Genomic DNA, 3163 nt, shown 5'->3' with positions numbered 1-3163 from the left:
GTTGAGGCCGAACTGCCGGCAACGCAAAGCGGCCCGTGGTTCGCCGGCGAGCGCTTCTCGCTGGTCGATGCCGTTTACGGGCCGATCTTCCGCTACTTCGACACCTTCGACCGCATCGGCGATTTCGGCATTCTCGACGGCAAGCCGCTCGTCCAAGCCTGGCGCGCGGCCTTGAGCAGGCGGCAATCGGTCAAGGAGGCGGTCGGCGCGGACTATCCGCGGCGGTTGCATGCCTTTCTGCAGGCAAAGGGATCCTATCTATCCGGGATCATCAGGCGGCAGGCCACTGAAACTCCGCAAGCCCGATCCGTCTGAACGGGTCGATGACCGTTCCGGCGACCATGGCGGCGAGGAATTGCGGCCCCGGCGGGATACACGCCAGCGCCGCCACCATGCGGTCGCGGACAAAGGGCAAGGCTGCGGAGTCCGACTGGTAGAACGGCGTCAGCGACAGTGACAATGCTTGGAACACGCGCACATGCCAACGGCGTGCGCTGGCATAAGTCGCCAGCGCGTCGTCGAGGCTGTCCGCCCGCGCAAGCGCATGGCTGAGCGCGGCGGCGTCGAGCAGCGCCATGTTCGCGCCTTGCCCGAGTTGCGGGCTGGTCGAATGCGCGGCGTCGCCGATAACCGCAAGCCGCCGGCCTGCCGGCAGTCTCATCGTGTGATGGCCGTAACGGGCGAGCGAGAGCTGCTCGAAACTGTCGATCTGGCTGGTGAAAACCTCGCATTCCGGCCAGACGGAAATCACTCTCGCCTTCCATGCTTCGAGCCCGTCGGCCTTCACTCGTTCGGCATCGGCCGGCTTGAGGCTCCAGAAGAAGGCCGCCATCTCTTGCGCGCCAGGCTCCGGCCGGCCGATCGGCAGCACGCCGACCATGATGCTTGCCTTGTCGTAGCGCTGCAGCAGCGCGCTTCTGTCAAAGCCGCCCCGCCAGCCGAGCGACGCCCAGAATGCGCCATAGGCGAGCGGTCGCGGCATGGCGGCATCGCCGAGATAGTGCCGCAATTTCGAGCGCGCGCCGCTGGCGTCGACAATGAGGTCGAACGGCCCGAGCCGCTTGCCGTTGGCGCAAACCAGCGTCGCGCGCTCGGCCGTCTCCGGTGTCTCGACCTCGACACTGGTCTCGATGGCGATCGCTTCGCGCAAGGCGGCGCGGTGGAGCACGCCGAACAGCGCCGCCCGATGCACCGCGAGGCCGAAGCGACGGCCGCGCCGCGCGTCGTAGCGGACTTCGAGCACCGTGCGCCCGGTCTGGGCGTCGGTGCCGTGCAGCCGCTCGATACGGCTGCCGAGCGAAAGAATGTCATCGAGCAGGCCGAGATCGGCGAGGACTGTCAGCCCGGTCGGCTGCAGGATGAGGCCGGAGCCGACAGGCTTCGGCGCGTCGAAGCGCTCGAAGATGGTGACCTTGTGCCCCGCCCGCTTGAGATAGAGCGCCGCGGCCAATCCGGCCGGCCCGGCGCCGGCAATCGCGATGTCGTAGGATCTGCTCATTGCCCGCCCAAGCCAAGCCGGCCGGACAATCTCCCAACACAGCAGTCAAATCAAGCTGGCGCTTTGACGCCTGTCTGTCAGGCTTGAGCCGCGTCGAAAGCGGCACGTGCCTCGCGCACGGCGTCATGGTTGAGCTCGGCCCACTGGACCAGCATCTGCAGGGGCGCAAACATCGAGCGCCCGAGATCGGTCAGGCTGTATTCGACGCTCGGCGGCTTGGTCGGGAAAACTTCACGGTGCACATAGCCGTCGCGCTGCAGGTCGTAGAGCGTTTGCGTCAGCATGCGCTGCGAAATGTCGGGAACCAGCCGGCGCAGCTCACCGAAGCGGTAGGGCCTCTCTGCCAGCGCCATGACCAGCAGCGAGCTCCATTTGCCGCTGATGCCCTGGATCACGTCGCGGACCGGACAGTCGGCGAAATTGCCGCCGTTGGTCATCGCCTTATAGACCTCGAGCTTGGCTTTCAGATTGAAGATCTTGCTGTCCATTGCGATATCCGCCGATCGAAACTGAAGCATGTCTCCCGAAAGCGGGAACCGGGTTTCGGGTTAAGAACATGCGTAAGATCAAAACCTAGAGCGCGTGGAGCAAATCTGAAAGATCGCGACGCGCCTTAGGCCGGCAATGGTGGTTCCCTCGCCGTGCCTACCTCCCGAAAAACTGCCTTCTTTACGGCCCGAGGTCAATTCCTGTTTTAGTGCTGGTCTCTTTTTGAGACTACCACTTGATCCGCCTTCGACGCTATTTTTCAGGACCCTCCCCATGACCGAAACCCTTCTCGTCACCGGCGCTTCCGGCCAGCTCGGCCGAGCCGTCATCAATCACTTGCTGGAGGCGCAGAAAATTGCGCCCTCGAGCATCATCGCCGCCACCCGCAACCCCGAGAACCTTGCCGACCTTGCAGCGCGCGGCATCGCCGTCAGGGCCGCCGACTTCAACGACGTCGCCTCGCTGGAGAAGGCGTTCGCTGGCGCCGACCGGGTGCTGATCATCTCGACCGGCGACCTCGATCTGAAGACGGGCCGGCGCCTGAAGCAGCATGAGACGGCCGTGGCCGCGGCCAAGGCGGCAGGCGTTTCGCATCTGCTCTACACCTCGATGCCCAATCCCGAGCCGGGCTCGCCCGTGCTCTTTGCCGGCGATCACTACGGCACCGAGCAGGCGATCAAGGCGAGCGGCATCTCCTACACCATCTTCCGCAACGGCTGGTATCAGGAGAACCTGTTCATGTCGCTGCCGCACGCCATTTCGTCGGGCAAGTGGTACACATCGGCCGCCGAAGGGCGCATCGCGCATGGCGCGCGCGACGATATGGCGGCCGCCATTGCCGCCGGCCTCGCATCCGGCTCCAAGGAAAGCCACATCTACACGCTGACCGGCCCTCAGGCCTATACGGTGGGCGAGATCGCCGCTCTGGTAAGCGAGGTGACCGGCAAGCCGCTGGAAGTCATCCAACTGCCGGACGAGGCGCTTACCGAAGGGGTGAAAGCAGCCGGCGTTCCAGAGGATTTCGCCCGCATCATCGTCTCCTTCGACGCCAACACCCGCGCCGGACGCATTGCGGAGGTGACCGATGCCGTCGAAAAACTCTCGGGCCGCACGCCCCGGACGCTGAAGCAGTTCCTAGAAGCGAACAAGGCTACCCTGCTCGGCTGAAGCCAGGCG

Annotated in this window: 4 protein-coding genes; 2 read left to right on the top strand and 2 right to left on the bottom strand. The window is 65.0% G+C overall.

Translation table 11 applies throughout. The annotated features are described in order from the left end of the window. A partial coding sequence (locus EOA28_RS30450; protein WP_148670948.1) for a glutathione S-transferase domain-containing protein occupies positions 1-315 on the top strand: 315 nt, incomplete at its 5' end. Here EOA28_RS30450 and EOA28_RS30445 read toward each other — a convergent pair. Next, the gene (locus tag EOA28_RS30445) at positions 272-1498 is read right to left on the bottom strand and encodes an NAD(P)/FAD-dependent oxidoreductase (protein ID WP_127252732.1); all 1227 of its coding nucleotides are present in this window, start codon (positions 1496-1498) and stop codon (positions 272-274) included. The genes EOA28_RS30450 and EOA28_RS30445 overlap by 44 nt on opposite strands. Before the next feature lie 77 nt (positions 1499-1575). After that, complete coding sequence (locus EOA28_RS30440; protein WP_127252731.1) at positions 1576-1986, bottom strand: helix-turn-helix domain-containing protein; 411 nt, start codon at positions 1984-1986, stop codon at positions 1576-1578. Positions 1987-2260: 274 nt separating this feature from the next. Between EOA28_RS30440 and EOA28_RS30435 the strand changes: the two genes are divergently transcribed. After that, positions 2261-3154 carry an SDR family oxidoreductase gene (locus EOA28_RS30435; protein WP_127252730.1) on the top strand — a complete coding sequence of 298 codons (894 nt, stop codon included), beginning with the start codon at positions 2261-2263 and terminating at the stop codon, positions 3152-3154. The last annotated feature ends 9 nt before the right edge of the window (positions 3155-3163 follow it).

The organism is Mesorhizobium sp. M2A.F.Ca.ET.067.02.1.1, assembly GCF_004023285.1.
In the GTDB taxonomy this organism is placed as follows: domain Bacteria; phylum Pseudomonadota; class Alphaproteobacteria; order Rhizobiales; family Rhizobiaceae; genus Mesorhizobium.
This window is presented reverse-complemented; position numbering and strand designations above follow the sequence as displayed.

Excerpts from the sequence above, each read along its gene's own strand:
- EOA28_RS30440 (WP_127252731.1), bottom strand. The coding sequence starts at position 1,986 with ATGGACAGCAAGATCTTCAATCTGAAAGCCAAGCTCGAGGTCTATAAG.
- EOA28_RS30445 (WP_127252732.1), bottom strand. The coding sequence starts at position 1,498 with ATGAGCAGATCCTACGACATCGCGATTGCCGGCGCCGGGCCGGCCGGA.
- EOA28_RS30435 (WP_127252730.1), top strand. The coding sequence starts at position 2,261 with ATGACCGAAACCCTTCTCGTCACCGGCGCTTCCGGCCAGCTCGGCCGA.